We start from the raw sequence: 17,775 nt of genomic DNA, 5'->3' as shown, positions 1-17,775 counted from the left end.
AAAATTCGGGCTAGCTTTTTTTTCTAAGTTATAACGAATTCAATTCATATTATCTCTTTTCATAAATCGTGTCATAGTTTTTCGCCAAAGTGATATCCAAATCAGTTAATCCTCCGGCATTCCATGAGGTTAAGCGAAGTGTGACTAGTTTATAGTCAATCGAAATGAATGGATGATGATTTTTTTCTTCTGAAAGCTGTGCAATAGCATTCACGAACGCCACGCCTTGTAAGAATTCACGAAAGCGATACTTTTTCACAATGAATTTTCCGTCCAATTTCCAGCCTGATAAGCCCGCAACGGCTGCTGTAATCTCCGCTTCATTTAGTCGATTTGCCACCCTTAACTCCTCCAAACACCGTTTTTATATACCTATTCAAAACTAAGACCAAAAAATCATTTCAATTTCGTTTTTTATTAACAAGGGCGATCGCTTTATCGGTATTGGCAAAGTGGAGCTTTACATAAGATGGAAGGATGTCACGCCCTTTGCTCATAATTAGTTTCGCTGCAGCTACATCCACCTGTGCTCCTGCCCCTTTTGGAATTTTGAATCCTGCAGATTCACTAAGTTTATCAATATATTGGATGAAGGCGTATCGTGCGAGAATACTTGCTGCAGCAACGGCAAGATGAATGCCCTCTGCTTTTGTACTAAAACAAACATTCTCTTTGGCCACTGCTTTTTGGCCTTTAATATGTTGAAAATAGGTACTACCCTGCACAAATTGGTCGATAAGAATGGCTTCGGGTTTTTCAGGCGAAATTTTGTCTAATACATTTAAAATTGCTTGATTATGAAGAATCGCCTTCATTTTCCCCTGTGACATTCCAGATTGTTGGACCTGATTATATTTTTCGTTTTTTAAGGTCATTAAACTAAATGGAATAATATTTTTAATGACCTTCGCAATTGCAATGATTTTTTCATCGTTTAAATCTTTCGAATCCCGCACGCCTAATTCTTTCAACAAGGGAATATTTTCTTTTTTTACATAAGCTGCCACGACTGTAATTGGTCCGAAAAAGTCTCCCGTCCCAACTTCATCTGAACCAATCACTGACATTTGACCAATCCCAACAGGCAGGTTGCCTTTCGCTTGTGATTTCGGTTTAGATGGAGAGGAAGGCTTGTTTGAAGCGGCACTTCCCCATTTACTGGCCTCTTTTTCACTATCGTTTCCTTGGAATAATACTTTGCCAGATTTATAAGCTGTAATCATACAGGCAGATGTTTTTGCGGCAAACACACTGCCGGGAATGTTTTTATCTAATAAACTTTTCCCGTAATAGTTTCTCATTTCCATGATCTTATTAATTTCTAGATTCAATACAACATTACCCATACTATATACACCACATTTCTAAATAAAGATAAAATACGCTTTAACTTTTCCACAGATATCGGTTCATGTTATGATAGAGAGTAGGATTCTCTGAATGGAGGCATGACGTTGTCGAATAATCAAAAAAATAGAACAACCGTAGATATATACGGACAACAATATGTTATTATGGGTTCCGAAAGTCCAAGTCACATCCGCCATGTGGCCTCATTAGTTGACAATAAAATGCGCGAAATCAGTTATAAGAATCCCAATTTAGATGCAACTAAACTCGCCGTTTTAACCGCTGTAAATGCAGTCAATGATTTTCTTCAAATGAAAGACGAATTAAATCGGCTTAAAACAGAACAACTAAAGGAAAAGGACTAAAAAATCATGTTGGATTTAGCCATTATCATTTTTTTAATTATTGGATTCTTTGTAGGCCTGAAAAGAGGCTTTATTCTGCAGCTTGTTCATTTATTAGGTTTTATTATTGCATATGTAGCCGCATATTCATACTACGAACAGTTAGCACCGAAGTTAACACTATGGATTCCTTATCCAAACTTTGGTAACATGTCTTCCCTAAAAATCCTAGGAGACAGCAGTAATATGGAAGCTGCCTTCTATCGTGCGATTGCCTTTGTCATTATCTTTTTTGCCGTAAAAGTGTTATTGCAAATTATTGGTTCCATGCTCGATTTCGTTGCTCATCTGCCTATTTTAAAGCAGTTGAATGTTTGGGCAGGAGGAATTCTAGGTTTCGTTGAAGTGTATTTAGTTATCTTTATTTTATTATATATTTCAGCCCTTGTACCAATCGAATTTATGCAAAATGCTTTGGACCAATCGATCATGTCAAAAGCAATTGTGAATAACACTCCGATCCTTTCACAGCAAATAAAAAGCTTGTGGATAGAATATACAGCTGCTTTAACTTCTCTGTAGCAGAGAAGTTTTTCTATTCATGCCATAAAGTAGGCTAAAATGAAAATGCTAATCAGTAGGTAGGTGACTTAATAATGGAAGTAACTAAAAAAGATTTATTACGATTATTAGAAACGATTGCCACTTATATGGAGTTAAAGGGAGAAAACCCTTTTAAGGTATCTGCTTTTCGAAAAGCGGGTAATGCCTTGGAAACAGATGAACGAGACTTAACAGAAATTGAAGATTTTACAACGATTTCTGGGATCGGTAAAGGGACAGCCGCTGTCATAGATGAATACATAAAAGAGGGTACTTCCTCCGTGTTAACAGAGTTAAAGGCGGAGGTTCCAAGAGGACTAATCCCGTTGCTTCAGCTCCCAGGACTTGGGGGTAAGAAGATTGCTAAACTATACAAAGAGTTAAAGGTCATTGACGTTTCCAGTTTAAAAGAAGCCTGTGAAGCAGGAAAGGTTCAAGCACTCGCTGGTTTTGGTAAAAAAACAGAGGAAAAAATTCTCAGTGCCATTGCCAATGTCGGTACAAGGCCTGAACGGCTTCCGTTAGCGTACATGCTGCCCATTGCAGAGCAGATTGAAGCCACACTGGCGGATTTTAAGGATATTGAGCGATTCTCACGTGCAGGAAGCCTGCGCAGAATGAGAGAGACGATCAAAGATCTTGATTTTATCATCGCAACCGGTCAGCCTGAACATGTGCGCGAGCAGCTATTACAATTAGCAAACATTAAAGAAGTGATTGGAGCAGGGGAAACGAAGGTCTCCCTCGTTTTTGCCTATGATTATGATATTTCTGTCGATTTTCGCCTCGTGAAACCAGAAGAATTTATCACAACTCTGCATCATTTCACTGGATCAAAAGATCATAATGTCCGGATGAGACAACTTGCGAAAGAACGCGGTGAAAAAATCAGTGAATATGGCGTGGAAATAAGCGAGACAGGGGAAATTCTCACCTTCTCATCTGAAGAAGATTTTTTCAAGCATTTTGACCTTCCCTTTATTCCTCCAGAAATAAGAGAGGACGGGAAGGAAGTCGAGACATTCAGTGCAACGGAGGAATTAATTGAGTTAGCAGATATTAAAGGTGATCTGCACATGCATTCCACTTGGAGCGACGGTGCCCATTCTATTGAACAAATGGCTCAAGTCTGCCGGGCAAGAGGTTATCAATATATGGCCATCACAGACCATTCACAGTATTTAAAAGTGGCTAATGGCCTTACACGCGAAAGACTACTAATGCAAAGAGAAGAAATTAACAGACTAAATCAAAAGTATGATGATTTTCTTATTCTAGCGGGTGTCGAGATGGATATTCTTCCAGATGGCAGCTTGGATTATGATGATGAGTTCCTGGCTGACATGGATTTCGTGATTGCCTCCATTCATTCTGCCTTTTCTCAACCGCGGGAAAAAATCATGGAACGTCTAAAGACAGCGTTAACGAATGCCCATGTGGATTTAATTGCTCATCCAACCGGCAGAAAAATCGGGCGCCGCGAAGGATATGATGTCGACATCGATCTACTGATTCAACTTGCCAAAGAAACCAATACAGCACTAGAACTAAATGCAAATCCCAATAGGCTAGATCTAGCAGCCGAATATCTACGAAAGGCTCAAGATGCGGGAGTAAAAATCCTTATCAACACAGATGCACATAAAATGGACACATTAAAGCATATGGAAATCGGTGTTTCCGCAGCCAAAAAAGGCTGGATTAAAAAATCATCAGTGTTAAATGCCCTGGATAAAAATGACCTGCTAGAATTTTTACATAATCGAGAATAGGAGGTTATCTCCATGCAAGAAAAGGCATTAAAAGTATTAGAATTCACTAAAGTTAAAGAACAGTTGTTAGAACATGCAGCTTCTTCCCTTGGGAGAAGAAAAATACAGGACTTAGTCCCATCTACTGATTTTGATGAGGTGGTTAAACTTCAAGCTGAAACAGATGAGGCAGCGACGGTATTCCGGGTAAAAGGGAATGTTCCACTTTCAGGTGTTCATGATATAACTGCACACATTAAACGTTCTGTCATTGGCGGTGTGTTAAGCCCGCATGAACTTATTCAAATAGCTAGTACTATCCATGCAAGCAGACAAATGAAACGATTTATCGAAGAGTTTGCTGATGAACGAACAGAAATTCCGATTTTGTCTGAACAAGCGGAGAGAATTATTCCGCTCACAAACCTTGAGCATTCCATTAAACAAGCCATCGATGACAATGGTGAGGTATTAGACAGTGCAAGCGATCTTTTACGGTCATTAAGGCATCAACTTAGATCCAATGAATCGCGAGTTCGTGAAAAATTAGAGAGTATGATTCGCTCTTCTAATGCCAGCAAAATGCTTTCCGACGCTATTGTCACGATTCGAAATGACAGATTTGTCATTCCTGTTAAACAGGAGTATCGCGGCCATTATGGCGGGATTATTCATGACCAAAGCGCATCGGGACAAACCCTTTTTATAGAACCGCAAGTGATTGTCCAATTAAACAATCAACTGCAGGATATTCGTGTGAAGGAACAACTCGAAATCGATAGGATTCTTACCGAGTTATCCGCCGCAGCGGCTGAACACGAGAGTGAACTTAAAGTCATCGTCAAAGTCCTTGCTAATTTAGACTTTATTTTTGCAAAGGCTAGGTTTGGAAAGCAAATAAAAGCAACCATGCCGATCATGAATAATGAAGGAAGGATTGCATTATATAAGGCAAGACATCCACTTATTCCCATCGATGAAGTCGTCGCCAACGACATCATGCTTGGAAAAGAGTTCACAACGATTGTTATCACGGGTCCGAATACTGGCGGAAAAACGGTCACCTTAAAAACACTTGGGTTGTGTACATTAATGGCCCAGGCGGGTTTGCAGATTCCAGCGTATGACGGTTCGGAGTTAGCTGTTTTTGATGCAGTTTATGCTGATATAGGCGATGAACAATCCATTGAACAAAGCTTAAGTACCTTTTCATCCCATATGGTTAATATCGTGGATATCTTAAACCGCGTCGATTTTAATAGTCTTGTACTATTTGATGAACTAGGGGCAGGCACCGATCCGCAGGAAGGTGCGGCCTTGGCGATTTCCATTTTAGATGAGGTTCACAAGCGGGGCGCGAGAGTCATTGCGACGACACATTATCCTGAGTTAAAAGCATACGGTTATAACCGTGAGGGTGTTTTGAATGCGAGTGTCGAGTTTGATGTGGAAACATTAAGCCCTACCTATAAATTGTTATTAGGAGTTCCTGGGCGGAGTAACGCGTTTGAAATCTCCAAACGTCTCGGCTTAAATGAACGGGTCATCGAGGCGGCCCGCTCACATGTTAGTGAAGATACGAACCAAATTGATAAGATGATTTCATCGCTTGAGGATAGTAAACGACTGGCAGAAAAAGAGCAAGAAGAAGCTCGCGATTATTTAAAGTCTGCTGAGAAACTCCATCAAGACTTGCAGAAACAACTGATGGAATTTTACGAGAAAAAAGACTCTATGCTTGAGAAGGCAGCAGAGAAGGCTGGAGAAATCGTTGACGAGGCAAAGAGTGAGGCCGAACTGGTCATCCGAGATCTTCGCAAAATGCGCACGGAAAAGCATGCCGATATTAAGGAACACGAATTAATTGAAGCAAAACGGCGCTTAGAAAATGCCGCACCAGAAATACCAAAATCCGCTGCTAAACTCAAAAATAAAAAAACAAAGAAACATACGTATATGCCTGGCGATGAGGTAAAGGTACTTACCTTTGATCAAAAGGGCACCCTGGTTGAAAGAGTTTCTTCAAATGAATGGCAGGTTCAAATCGGTATTCTCAAAATGAAAGTAAAAGAAAAAGATATGGAATATATGAGTACCCCGAAACAGGTTGAAACCAAACCAATGGCGATTGTCAAAGGTCGGGATTCATATGTTAAACTGGAATTAGACCTCCGCGGAGAGAGGTATGAAGATGCTCTTCTTAAGGTGGAAAAATATATTGATGATGCGCTGCTTTCCAGTTATCCACGTGTATCGATCATCCACGGTAAAGGAACGGGTGCGCTGCGACAGGGTGTTCAGGAATACTTAAGAAACCATCGCTCTGTCAAAAAAATTCGCTTTGGAGAAGCTGGGGAAGGCGGATCAGGCGTAACCATCGTAGAGTTTAAATAATGTCCGGGGAGTTTTGGCAATGGACCAGTTTTGGGAGAACGAATATATTCAAATAGCTGCTAATTATAGTGTCGTCATTTTATGTTTGGTCGTCTTTTTAGCTATTTTTGAAATGGTGACCAAATATAAAAATTGGGAAGAAATCAAAAAAGGAAATGTGGCTGTGGCAATGGCAACAGGGGGGAAAATATTTGGGGTGGCCAATATTTTTCGCTGTACAATCGAGCAGAACAATTCGTTGCTTTCCATGATTGGCTGGGGGATTTATGGATTTCTGTTATTAGTAGTTGGTTATTTTATCTTTGAATTTTTAACGCCAAAATTTAAAATTGACGAAGAAATTCAAAATGATAATCGGGCAGTTGGGTTGATTTCGATGGTGATCTCGATTGGCTTATCGATTGTCATTGGTTCTGGTATTACGTAAGGGGAGAATAATAAGTGGAGACATTAGCTAAGATACTTCTTGGATTATGCGGCTTGTTTTTGCTAATCGGTTTAATCTATATGTTATTTTTTGCGTAAGTCCAAATCACCGCTGAGGATTATTCAGCGGTGATTTTTTAACTATATCGTCAATTGTTTAATGTGAAGTACTGTAATATAATAGAAGAGAAGTGCGAATTTTTGAAATTATCCACATAGAAAAGGGGGATATTATGTATGAAGATAAGCCTTGGCTAGCACTGTATCCGAAAGAAATACCCGCAACACTTGAGTACTGTAGAGAGCCTGTACAGCAATACTTAGTGAATTCTGTAGAGCAATACCCTAAAAAAATAGCGATTCATTTTATGGGAAAAGACATCACTTATAAACAACTTTATGAAGATGCCATGAATTTTGCTGGTTATTTGCAAGAAAACCTGGGCATTTCAAAAGGTGATCGGGTCGCGATCATGCTGCCTAACACACCACAGGCCGTGATTAGTTATTTTGGGATACTAATAGCAGGCGGAATTGTTGTACAAACGAACCCATTATATACGGAACGTGAACTTGAATATCAGATGAAAGATTCAGGAGCAAAGGCAATCATTACACTCGACATCCTCTACCCACGTGTATCTAAAGTAATGCCGCATACAAATTTACAGCATATAATTGTAACCGCTATCAAGAACTACTTACCATTCCCTAAAAATATAATTTATCCCTTCATCCAGAAAAAACAATATGGCATTGTTGTGAATGTCAAACACGGAGGAAGCACACATCTGCTTTCGGAAATAGTAAAAATGAAATCTTCAAAAGTGAGTGATGTTGAATTTAATCCTGAGGAAGATGTTGCTCTCCTTCAATATACGGGAGGAACGACAGGATTTCCGAAAGGTGTCATGCTCACTCATAAGAATTTAATTGCTAATACAAAGATGTGTCAGGCCTGGCTTTACAAAACCAAGCCAGGAGAAGAGTCAGTACTCGCAATTATCCCGTTTTTCCACGTGTATGGCATGACAACGGTGCTCATTTTATCGGTGATGCAGGCCAATAAAATGATTCTTTTACCTAAATTTGATGTGGAGACAACATTGAAGACCATACACCAACAGCGCCCAACCGTGTTCCCAGGTGCACCAACCATTTATATTGGCCTCTTAAATTATCCTGATTTGAAAAAATATGATTTATCATCCATTCACTCTTGTATCAGTGGCTCAGCTGCCCTTCCCGTTGAAGTACAAGAGAAGTTTGAGGACGTTTCTGGAGGAAAGCTTGTAGAAGGCTATGGGTTAACGGAAGCATCTCCAGTCACACATGCGAACTTTTTATGGGATGCCCCTCGAATTAAAGGCAGTATTGGTGTGCCCTGGCCAGATACAGAAGTAAAGGTTGTAGCAACCGACACAGGTGAACCGGTGCCGATCAAGGAAATGGGAGAAATCGTGATAAAAGGGCCGCAAATCATGAAAGGGTACTGGAATCGTCCAGAGGATACCAAGGAAGTCCTTCATGATGGATGGTTATATACAGGTGATCTTGGCTATATGGATGAACAAGGCTATTTTTATGTCGTTGATCGCAAAAAGGATATGATTATCGCCGGTGGGTATAATATCTATCCAAGAGAAATAGAGGAAGTATTATATGAACATCCGGATGTGGTTGAAGCGGTTGTAGCAGGAATACCTGATCAATACCGTGGAGAAACGGTTAAGGCATACATTGTTTTAAAAGAAGGTTCAACCGTTACGGCAGAAGAAATGAACCAATTTTCACGAAAATATCTTGCAGCATACAAGGCACCAAGATACTATGAATTTAGACAAGAATTGCCCAAAACAGCTGTAGGGAAAATTCTAAGAAGGATGCTAGTTGAAGAAGAGAAACAAAAAATAGAAGAAAACCAAAAACACGCATAATTGCTCCTCTTTTTTTTGACAGATTAAGCCTGTCCCTAACCTATTATATGAAAAAAGTAATGAGATATCTTGACATATCCAGAGATAATAACTATTATTAAAATATGAATGATTATTCATTCATATTTTTCTTTTTAATAATTCTTATAAACTGAACAGAACTTTTCTTTCAAAGGAGGGATAAAGTTGAAAAAAAGTAAGCCCAAATACATGCAAATTATTGATGCTGCGGTGATTGTAATTGCTGAAAATGGCTACCATCAAGCCCAAGTTTCAAAAATTGCAAAGCAGGCTGGAGTGGCTGATGGCACCATTTATCTATATTTTAAAAACAAGGAAGACATCCTTATCTCTCTCTTTGAAGAAAAAATGGGAAGTTTCATTGAAAAAATAGATACAATGATAGCAGGAAAAGGGACGGCGGCAGAGAAGTTATTAATGATGATAGAAGCTCATTTTAGTATGCTTTCTGAAGACCATCACATGGCAATCGTGACACAGTTAGAGTTACGGCAATCGAATAAGGAACTGCGGCACCGAATTAATAATGTTCTAAAAGGTTACCTGCAGGTAATTGATAAGATTGTTATTGAAGGTAAAGAAACCGGTGAGTTTCCCATCGACCTCGATATCCGTCTGGCCCGGCAAATGATTTTCGGTACAATCGATGAGACCGTGACATCATGGGTGATGAACGAGGAAAAGTACGATCTAGTTGCACTGGCTACTCCAGTCCATCGCCTCTTGATTAATGGCTGTGGAAGCCGATAAATATTAAAAATAGGGGGAAATCCAATGGAATATTTAAAATGGTCTTTTCAAGACAGTATTGCGACAATTACAATTGATCGTCCTCCAGCAAACGCCCTTTCTTCAGGACTACTAAGGGAATTGTCAACTGTGCTTGATGAGATTGAACCTAATCGCGAGATCAGAGTTATTGTCATTCATGGGGAAGGGCGCTTTTTCTCTGCTGGTGCAGATATTAAAGAATTTACTACTGTCACTTCTTCAGAAGGATTTTCAAATCTTGGAAAGTATGGGCAAGACTTATTTGACCGAATGGAAAAATTCCCGAAACCCATTATCGCCGCTATCCATGGTGCAGCACTTGGCGGGGGGCTTGAACTAGCAATGGCATGCCATATCCGCTATGTTAGTGAGCAGGCAAAACTTGGTCTGCCTGAATTGCAGCTTGGCTTAATACCAGGATTTGCTGGTTCGCAGCGTCTGCCTAAATATGTGGGCGTGGCAAGAGCTGCAGAAATGCTGTTTACTTCTGAGCCAATCACAGGTATAGAAGCAGTCCAATTTGGTTTAGCAAATCGTGCTTTTCCCGACACAGAAGTAGTCCCGCAGGCACTTAAACTAGCAGCGAAAATTGCGAAAAAAAGCCCAGGGTCCATCAGTGCGGCAATTGAACTGCTAAATTATGCAAAAACAGACGAGTTCTACGAAGGTTCCAAAAGAGAATCTGAGTTATTTGGTCAAGTGTTTGTTTCTAACGATGGGAAAGAAGGCATCCAAGCCTTTATTGAAAAAAGAGAACCAAATTTTAAGGGTGAATAAACTTATCTTTGCAGGTATAATTGTAAAGGAAGCCCTTTTTTTTATAAAAAATTTTCTCAATCTTTCAAACTGAGCGAATGCTCGAAATTTTATTAGGAGGGAAATCATGAATATTTATGTATTAATGAAAAGAACCTTTGATACCGAGGAAAAAATTTCGATTTCTGCTGGAAAAATTAATGAGGATGGCGCTGAATTTATCATCAATCCGTATGATGAATATGCTATTGAAGAAGCAATCCAGGTTCGTGATGCTAAAGGTGGAGAAGTAACCGTTATTTCTGTTGGAACAGAAGAAGCAGAAAAGCAATTACGTACTGCACTGGCAATGGGTGCAGATAAAGCAGTCCTTATCAATACCGAGGATGATGTAGAAGGCGGAGATCAATTTACGACAGCAAAAATCCTTGCTGAATATTTAAAGGATAAAGATGCTGATTTAATCATTGGCGGAAATGTAGCGATTGACGGTGGATCAGGCCAAGTGGGCCCACGTGTTGCGGAATTGTTAAACATACCTTATGTAACCACTATTACTAAATTAGAAATTGACGGAACAAATGTAACCGTTACCAGAGACGTTGAAGGTGATTCTGAAGTCATCGAAACTAGCCTTCCACTATTAGTTACAGCCCAACAAGGTCTAAACGAACCGCGCTACCCATCCTTACCTGGGATTATGAAGGCAAAGAAGAAGCCGCTTGAAGAATTAGAGTTAGATGACTTAGACCTTGAAGAAGACGATGTGGAAGCAAAAACAAAAACGATTGAAATTTATTTGCCGCCTAAGAAGGAAGCAGGCCGCGTTCTAGCCGGCGATTTGAATGATCAAGTAAAAGAACTTGTTCAACTTCTTCATACCGAAGCAAAAGTAATCTAACGGGTTTAATACAAATTTTGATCTCAGGAGGTATATGGAATGTCAAGAAAAGTGGTAGTTTTAGGAGAAGTTCGTGACGGTTCATTACGTAATGTGTCATTCGAAGCAATTGCAGCAGCAAAAACAGTTGCTGAAGGCGGAGAAGTAGTTGGTGTTTTAGTGGGCGATTCTGTAAGTGCTCTATCGACTGAGTTAATCCAATTTGGTGCGGACCGTGTGGTTGTGGTTGAAGATGAGAAATTAAAACTTTATACATCAGATGGTTACGCACAAGCTCTATTAGCGGTGCTTAACCAAGAAAAACCAGAAGGGCTGATTTTGGGACATACCTCGTTAGGTAAAGACCTTTCCCCAAGAATTGCCGGAAAATTAGCATCAGGTTTAATCTCAGACGCCACTGCTATTGAAGTAGCGGGTGGAAATGTCGTGTTCACAAGACCGATTTATTCCGGTAAAGCATTTGAAAAGAAAATTGTGACAGAGGGCTTGATTTTCGCAACGGTACGACCAAATAATATCACCCCACTTGAGAAAGACGAAGGCAGAAGCGGAGATGTATCAGCCCTTTCTGTAGAAATCAAAGATCTTCGTGCAATCATTAAAGAGGTCGTTAGAAAAGCGAGTGAGGGTGTTGATTTAAGCGAGGCGAAAGTAGTTATTTCAGGAGGCCGCGGTGTAAAAAGTGCAGATGGATTCCAACCGCTTAAAGAGTTAGCCACAGTCCTTGGCGGTGCAGTCGGTGCTTCTCGTGGTGCTTGTGATGCTGATTATTGTGATTACTCGCTGCAAATTGGCCAAACGGGCAAGGTTGTTACACCAGATCTTTATATTGCTTGCGGCATTTCCGGAGCTATTCAGCACTTAGCCGGTATGTCTAACTCAAAAGTAATCGTTGCTATTAACAAGGACCCAGAAGCAAACATTTTTAAAGTAGCTGATTACGGAATTGTCGGTGACTTGTTTGAAGTAGTTCCATTACTAACTGAGGAGTTTAAAAAGCTCAAAGTACACTCATAATAATAAGGGCGAGCGGAATGCTTCCGCTCGTTTTGTATTTTGTTTATTTTGGGGATAATAATTGATGAAGCAATTTATTAGCTTGATTTTTTAAACGATGTTATACTTTCGGTAGTAACTCAGTAATCATTAGGAGGGCAATATAAATGGCAATTTCACATTTAACTGATCAAAACTTTTCGGCTGAAACTGGTTCAGGCCTTGTTCTTGTAGATTTTTGGGCACCATGGTGCGGACCTTGTAAAATGATCGCTCCCGTTCTTGAAGAACTTGACTTAGAAATGGGCGATAAAGTAAAAATCACTAAACTTGATGTGGATGATAACCCACAAACTGCAGCAAACTTTGGTGTAATGAGCATCCCAACTTTATTAGTGATGAAAAATGGAGAAGTCGTTGATAAAGTTGTCGGCTTCCAACCAAAAGATGCACTAGCAGGTGTTTTAGAAAAACACGTGTAAATAGAGCAAGAAAAGCCTTAGCTAGGAAATATCCCGGCTAAGGTTTTTTTCTTTTTCCAAGTGACTACTACTTTCAATTAGGCGCAATTTCCTTTAATATTTTAACAGATGAATTTATATAAGACGGGAGGGGAGTGGCCGGAATGAATGAAACAATTAAGCAAAAACTGACGCTGCTGCCGGATCAACCTGGCTGCTACTTAATGAAAGACCGTCAGGGAACGATTATTTATGTGGGAAAAGCTAAGGTACTAAAAAATCGTGTCCGTTCCTATTTTACGGGGTCGCACGATGGGAAGACACTAAGACTTGTCAATGAAATTGAGGACTTTGAATATATCGTAACCTCTTCGAATATTGAAGCACTTTTGCTGGAACTTAATCTTATTAAAAAGTACGATCCAAAATACAATATCATGTTGAAGGATGATAAAACCTATCCGTTTATCAAGTTAACAGCGGAAAAGCATCCCAAACTTATTATCACAAGAAAAGTAAAAAAGGATAAAGGCAAATACTTTGGTCCGTATCCCAATGTGACAGCAGCAAATGAAACCAAAAAGCTTCTTGACCGAATCTACCCGCTCCGCAAATGCTCAACCCTGCCGGACCGAGTCTGTTTATACTATCATTTAGGACAGTGCCTGGCACCATGTGTGAATGAAGTCCAGGAAGAACAGTATAAACAGATGACGGATGAAATCACCCGCTTTTTAAATGGCGGATATAAGGAAATAAAAAAAGAGCTGAAGGAAAAAATGGCTGCTGCCTCCGAAGAATTGGACTTTGAACGTGCAAAAGAATACCGTGACAAAATCATTCATATTGAAACGATTATGGAAAAACAAAAAATTACGATGACCGATTTTACTGACCGTGATGTTTTTGGCTATGCAGTTGATAAAGGCTGGATGTGTGTGCAAGTCTTTTTTGTCCGCCAAGGCAAACTAATTGAGCGGGACGTTTCTATGTTCCCCGTCTATAATGAGCCAGAGGAAGAGATCTTAACGTTCCTCGGTCAGTTTTATTCGAAAGCCAATCACTTTAAGCCGAAAGAAATTCTCATTCAAGATGATGTCGAGTTGAGTTTAGCAGAACAACTGTTGGAAGTTAAAGTGCTTCAGCCGCAACGAGGACAAAAAAAGGATCTTGTGCAATTAGCGATTAAAAATGCAAAAATTGCTTTGAATGAAAAATTTTCACTAATTGAAAAGGATGAAAATCGAACCATTAAGGCAGTGGAGAACCTGGGAGAATTACTGGGAATCTACACGCCGCACCGGATTGAAGCCTTTGATAATTCTAATATTCAAGGGACTGACCCTGTATCAGCAATGGTAGTGTTCATTGACGGCAAGGCGAACCATCGTGAATACCGTAAATACAAAATCAAAACGGTTCAAGGGCCGGATGATTATGAATCGATGCGAGAAGTAACGAGAAGAAGGTACTCACGCGCGCTAAAAGAGGAACTCCCTCTTCCTGATTTAATCATCATTGATGGTGGTAAAGGGCATGTTGAAGCCGTACGAGACGTATTGGAAAATGAATTAGGTTTGGATATTCCGCTCTCGGGGCTTGTAAAAGACGAAAAACACCGGACATCCCAGTTGCTGTATGGCAATCCTTTAGGAATTGTTCCTCTCGGGCGAAACAGCCAGGAGTTTTATTTACTGCAAAGGATTCAAGATGAGGTCCATCGTTTTGCGATCACCTTCCATCGCCAACTGCGCGGAAAATCTGCGTTTCAATCCTTGCTTGATGATATTCCGGGAATTGGAGAGAAACGGAAAAAGTTATTGTTAAAACAGTTCGGCTCGGTGAAAAAAATGAAAGAAGCAAGTAAAGAGGAATTCATTAATATTGGAATTCCTATGAATGTGGCCGAAGAATTAATCAAAAAACTTCAATCCTAGAGATTGTCAGAGAAAAAGGAACATGCTATAATAAGTGAAAATTTAATTTACTATCACTTTTACGTATTAAAGTGAAGGTAGAGGTGCGAGCTTCAAGAGTAGTGGTTCTGAGAAGGATGAGCTTCTGAGAAGAATCATGAAAGGGGATGTTCGCCGAAGTAAAGAAAGTCTCATAACTTTCTTTTCTGGTCCCGTATTGAATAAATGCTGGATTGTCAAGACTAATGTCTTGGAGAGCTATCTTACATTGTAGGTGCGAGAATTTTTTTCGTGTTTTAAGCAATGAGATGCCCTCTCATTGCTTTTTTGTGTTTATTTGGGGAAAAATATGAATTACATCTGGAGAAGGGGAAAACAAACATGGGGATTATTGTACAAAAGTTCGGAGGCACCTCCGTCGCTAATGTAGAAAGAATTTTAAATGTCGCATCATGTGTAAAAGGTGAGGTTGACCGCGGAAATAATGTGGTTGTTGTTGTTTCTGCAATGGGAAAATCTACGGATACACTCGTCGGTTTAGCAAAGGAGATTTCAGCGCAGCCAAATAAACGGGAAATGGACATGCTGTTATCGACCGGGGAACAAGTAACAATTTCGTTACTGTCTATGGCTCTCAACCAGCAAGGGCTTGATGCTGTGTCCTTCACAGGTTGGCAGGCCGGTATTATGACCGAACCAGTCCATGGAAATGCCCGGATTTCTAATATTAAAACAGCAGCGATTGAATCACAGCTTGAATCCGGCAAGGTGGTCATTGTTGCGGGATTCCAAGGAATCACCGAAGAGGGTGAAATTACTACACTTGGCCGTGGCGGTTCCGATACCACAGCCGTTGCACTAGCAGCAGCCTTAAAGGCCGATAAATGCGACATATATACGGATGTAACGGGAGTTTTCACAACGGATCCAAGATATGTAAAGAGTGCTCGCAAGCTATTATCGGTATCGTACGATGAAATGCTGGAGTTAGCTAATTTAGGTGCAGGAGTACTTCATCCACGAGCAGTGGAATTTGCTAAAAACTATCAAGTACGTCTCGAAGTTCGTTCGAGCATGGAGAAAATAGAAGGAACAGTTATTGAGGGGGAAGCAGCAATGGAACAAAACTTAGTAGTCCGCGGAGTTGCATTTGAAGACGAAATTACAAAAGTAACAGTATTAGGATTGGCTAATTCATTAACAAGCCTATCAACCATTTTTACCACACTTGCTGAAAATCATCTGAATGTGGATATTATTATCCAAAGCACAACTGAGGGTGGTTCTGCGAATTTGTCCTTCTCTATTCATACAAATGATCTATTAGAAACATTAAAGGTCCTAGAAGACAATAAAGCTGTGCTTAATTATGAGCAAATTGATGCTGAAAACAAATTAGCGAAGGTGTCGATTGTCGGCTCTGGGATGATTTCCAATCCCGGTGTAGCAGCAAAGATGTTTGAGGTACTCGCTGCAAACAACATCCAAATCAAAATGGTCAGCACATCAGAAATAAAAGTGTCAGCCGTTGTAGAAGAAAAAAATATGTTAAAAGCAGTAGAAGCTTTACACGAAGCATTCGGACTTGCAGTTCAATAAAAAAGAATGGTGTCAGGCACTATTCGGTGCCTGACACCATTTTCAATTAGTTTTTTTCCCATTTCACTGTGAAAACAACTTTATTGGATTTTTTTATTGGATGTTCGAAGGTTTCGGCGTTGGCTTCTTTTTGCAATTCAATTTGTTGAGCAAGGAATCCTGCTTCAAGTTGGAAAAAATGTTCAGCCTTAGACTTAACGCGTGAAATAATGAGCGGACTAATTAATTCAAATTGGAACTCTGTTTTATTTTCTTTCACAAGTTCTAACTGGCCCCATGAGGCCTTGGAGAAGAAATCAATAATCTGTTCTAAATCCATTAATGGATATTTTCGTGCAAGTCGTTTTCCGGCCCAATATAAAATTTCGGGTGTATCTTTCCCTAAAATCTCAGGCAAGAGAACTTCTCTGATTAGTTCATATCCGAAGATGGAAATAGTTCTAGGTTCATCAATATCGATCGTTTCATTCATAACTGTACTATTATTCACAAGCTTCCCCTCTTTCTATCATTCTATTATATACATTTTTGGTTAATTTTTAGTACAGTTTTTCTAGTTATTATGTATCAATTTTAGTTTAAATTTTTGTTATTTTGCAATATCATTCCTTGTTTTCCATGATAATTATCATTCCCATTGTGAAAGAAATAACAACCGTTATATCTTGGAAATTTACCATAAAAATACAATGATTTTCAGAATATATCCCTGTACGTCAGTAGAAAAGTCTAATCTATTATAATTTCAATATATTTAAAAAATTTTATTTTTCTCAAGATAAAGTGTATCCGTTTTCTTGACGCTCTTAGATGATGGGAGTAAAATGAACTTGTCACATTATTGTCACAGTGATGCGAAGTTTCGACAAAAGTGGATTTAATTTGATAGAAACTGAACATCATTTTTTTTAAACATTATAGGGGGGTAAATTTATGGCGGGTAATCGAGAGTTTGTTTATCGGAGATTGCATTCGTTGCTAGGTGTTATTCCAATCGGGATCTTTGTCATGCAGCATCTAATTGTGAATCACTATGCAACAGAAGGGGTAGAATCCTTCAACAAAGCAGCGAACTTTATGGGGAATCTTCCATTTCGCTATGTTTTAGAAACTGTAATTATTTATTTACCGATTTTATTCCATGCAATCTACGGGCTGTATATCGCTTTTACAGCTAAAAACAATGCAAGTCAATATGGTTTTTTTAGAAACTGGATGTTTATGCTACAACGTGTGTCTGGTGTAATTACACTAATTTTCATCACATGGCATGTGTGGGAAACTCGTATCGCTGCTGCTTTTGGAAATGAAGTTAACTTCCAAATGATGCAAGATATCCTATCATCCCCATTCATGTTTGGATTTTATGTTGTTGGTATCATTTCAGCAATTTTCCACTTTGCAAATGGCTTGTGGTCATTCTTGGTAAGCTGGGGCATCACAGTATCGCCTCGTTCTCAAGTGATTACTACATACGTGACAATCGTTATTTTCTTGGCTCTATCTTATGTTGGTGTAACGACATTACTTGCTTTTGTATAAAAAATGA

At 39.5% G+C, this 17,775-nt stretch carries 17 protein-coding genes and 1 riboswitch; of the genes, 14 read left to right on the top strand and 3 right to left on the bottom strand.

Going from position 1 to position 17,775, the window contains the following annotated elements:
- Positions 1-49: 49 nt before the first annotated feature.
- A complete protein-coding gene (locus AC4QJR_RS21735) occupies positions 50-340 on the bottom strand; it encodes a 4a-hydroxytetrahydrobiopterin dehydratase (protein WP_496524157.1) in 291 nt (96 codons plus the stop codon).
- Positions 341-401: 61 nt separating this feature from the next.
- A complete protein-coding gene (gene rnhC / locus AC4QJR_RS21730; protein WP_496524156.1) occupies positions 402-1,346 on the bottom strand; it encodes a ribonuclease HIII in 945 nt (314 codons plus the stop codon).
- A gap of 108 nt (positions 1,347-1,454) precedes the next feature.
- Here rnhC and zapA point away from each other — a divergent pair, with 108 nt between their 5' ends.
- The 13 genes from zapA to AC4QJR_RS21665 all read left to right on the top strand — a co-directional run bounded on the left by zapA (position 1,455) and on the right by AC4QJR_RS21665 (position 16,226).
- Positions 1,455-1,715, top strand: a complete 261-nt coding sequence (gene zapA, locus AC4QJR_RS21725; RefSeq protein ID WP_098574316.1) for a cell division protein ZapA — start codon at positions 1,455-1,457, stop codon at positions 1,713-1,715.
- 6 nt (positions 1,716-1,721) lie between these two features.
- Positions 1,722-2,276, top strand: a complete 555-nt coding sequence (locus tag AC4QJR_RS21720) for a CvpA family protein (RefSeq protein WP_496524155.1) — start codon at positions 1,722-1,724, stop codon at positions 2,274-2,276.
- A gap of 74 nt (positions 2,277-2,350) precedes the next feature.
- A complete protein-coding gene (gene polX, locus AC4QJR_RS21715; protein ID WP_496524154.1) occupies positions 2,351-4,069 on the top strand; it encodes a DNA polymerase/3'-5' exonuclease PolX in 1,719 nt (572 codons plus the stop codon).
- Positions 4,070-4,081: 12 nt separating this feature from the next.
- Positions 4,082-6,442, top strand: a complete 2,361-nt coding sequence (locus AC4QJR_RS21710) for an endonuclease MutS2 (protein ID WP_496524153.1) — start codon at positions 4,082-4,084, stop codon at positions 6,440-6,442.
- Positions 6,443-6,461: 19 nt separating this feature from the next.
- Positions 6,462-6,869 carry a DUF350 domain-containing protein gene (locus AC4QJR_RS21705; protein ID WP_251460296.1) on the top strand — a complete coding sequence of 136 codons (408 nt, stop codon included), beginning with the start codon at positions 6,462-6,464 and terminating at the stop codon, positions 6,867-6,869.
- Positions 6,870-7,101: 232 nt separating this feature from the next.
- Positions 7,102-8,805 (top strand): long-chain-fatty-acid--CoA ligase, encoded by a 1,704-nt coding sequence (locus AC4QJR_RS21700; RefSeq protein WP_496524152.1) that lies wholly within the window; start codon positions 7,102-7,104, stop codon positions 8,803-8,805.
- A gap of 186 nt (positions 8,806-8,991) precedes the next feature.
- Positions 8,992-9,576 (top strand): fatty acid metabolism transcriptional regulator FadR, encoded by a 585-nt coding sequence (fadR, locus tag AC4QJR_RS21695; RefSeq protein ID WP_098574304.1) that lies wholly within the window; start codon positions 8,992-8,994, stop codon positions 9,574-9,576.
- A gap of 24 nt (positions 9,577-9,600) precedes the next feature.
- On the top strand, positions 9,601-10,374 hold the full coding sequence (locus AC4QJR_RS21690; RefSeq protein ID WP_496524151.1) for an enoyl-CoA hydratase: 774 nt from the start codon (positions 9,601-9,603) through the stop codon (positions 10,372-10,374).
- A 106-nt stretch (positions 10,375-10,480) separates the two neighbouring features.
- Positions 10,481-11,254 (top strand): electron transfer flavoprotein subunit beta/FixA family protein, encoded by a 774-nt coding sequence (locus AC4QJR_RS21685; protein WP_496524150.1) that lies wholly within the window; start codon positions 10,481-10,483, stop codon positions 11,252-11,254.
- Positions 11,255-11,293: 39 nt separating this feature from the next.
- On the top strand, positions 11,294-12,271 hold the full coding sequence (locus AC4QJR_RS21680; protein ID WP_496524149.1) for an electron transfer flavoprotein subunit alpha/FixB family protein: 978 nt from the start codon (positions 11,294-11,296) through the stop codon (positions 12,269-12,271).
- A gap of 146 nt (positions 12,272-12,417) precedes the next feature.
- The gene (gene trxA / locus AC4QJR_RS21675; protein ID WP_098574296.1) at positions 12,418-12,732 is read left to right on the top strand and encodes a thioredoxin; all 315 of its coding nucleotides are present in this window, start codon (positions 12,418-12,420) and stop codon (positions 12,730-12,732) included.
- A gap of 143 nt (positions 12,733-12,875) precedes the next feature.
- Positions 12,876-14,648, top strand: coding sequence for an excinuclease ABC subunit UvrC (gene uvrC / locus AC4QJR_RS21670; protein WP_496524148.1), 1,773 nt, complete (start codon positions 12,876-12,878; stop codon positions 14,646-14,648).
- Between the two features lie 70 nt (positions 14,649-14,718).
- Positions 14,719-14,896, top strand: a riboswitch (Lysine riboswitch).
- Between the two features lie 112 nt (positions 14,897-15,008).
- The gene (locus tag AC4QJR_RS21665; protein WP_375375130.1) at positions 15,009-16,226 is read left to right on the top strand and encodes an aspartate kinase; all 1,218 of its coding nucleotides are present in this window, start codon (positions 15,009-15,011) and stop codon (positions 16,224-16,226) included.
- 46 nt (positions 16,227-16,272) lie between these two features.
- Here AC4QJR_RS21665 and AC4QJR_RS21660 read toward each other — a convergent pair whose 3' ends face one another.
- Entirely contained in the window at positions 16,273-16,716 is a 444-nt protein-coding gene (locus AC4QJR_RS21660) for a YslB family protein (protein WP_496524147.1), read from the bottom strand.
- 443 nt (positions 16,717-17,159) lie between these two features.
- Here AC4QJR_RS21660 and AC4QJR_RS21655 point away from each other — a divergent pair, with 443 nt between their 5' ends.
- Positions 17,160-17,768: a succinate dehydrogenase cytochrome b558 subunit gene (locus AC4QJR_RS21655; protein WP_098574290.1), complete on the top strand. Its 609-nt coding sequence runs from the start codon at positions 17,160-17,162 to the stop codon at positions 17,766-17,768.
- Positions 17,769-17,775 lie beyond the last annotated feature (7 nt).

The sequence above is a fragment of the Neobacillus sp. BP17 genome (assembly GCF_059579525.1).
Note: the sequence above shows the minus strand (reverse complement) of the source record. Positions and strands in the feature narration are given on the sequence as shown.